Genomic DNA, 332 nt, shown 5'->3' with positions numbered 1-332 from the left:
ATAGGCTGCGATGAAGCCAACTACCTGCACCACAAAACCGAACAGCATATTACTCAGAGAACACCAGGCAATCAGCGTGGGGATGACACCCCAGATCATTGCCCGCCGGGTTTCTTCGTCGTCCTTACCCTGAGCCATCAGCGTCACGCCCCAATGCAAACCACCCAGGAAAGACAAAATCACGATGCCATACGCCAGCTGCGCTTTGATGAAATACCCCAGCCAGTCAGGATGCACGATCCAGCACAGTACCGTCAGTAAAACAAACGGAATCAGGCCAGCAAAGCCCAGTCGTATTACCAGTTTTTGATTGAGATTATTCATAAAATTTA

General features: G+C 49.7%; 1 protein-coding gene. It reads right to left on the bottom strand.

The window, feature by feature from the left end:
* Positions 1-324, bottom strand: a 324-nt coding sequence (locus KDM89_RS20950) for a DUF3429 domain-containing protein (protein ID WP_212689759.1), incomplete at its 3' end; no start/stop codon positions are given.
* Between the last annotated feature and the right edge of the window lie 8 nt (positions 325-332).

The organism is Cognatundibacterium luofuense (assembly GCF_018139685.1).
Classification (GTDB): domain Bacteria; phylum Pseudomonadota; class Gammaproteobacteria; order Burkholderiales; family Burkholderiaceae_D; genus Undibacterium; species Undibacterium luofuense.
Note: the sequence above shows the minus strand (reverse complement) of the source record. Positions and strands in the feature narration are given on the sequence as shown.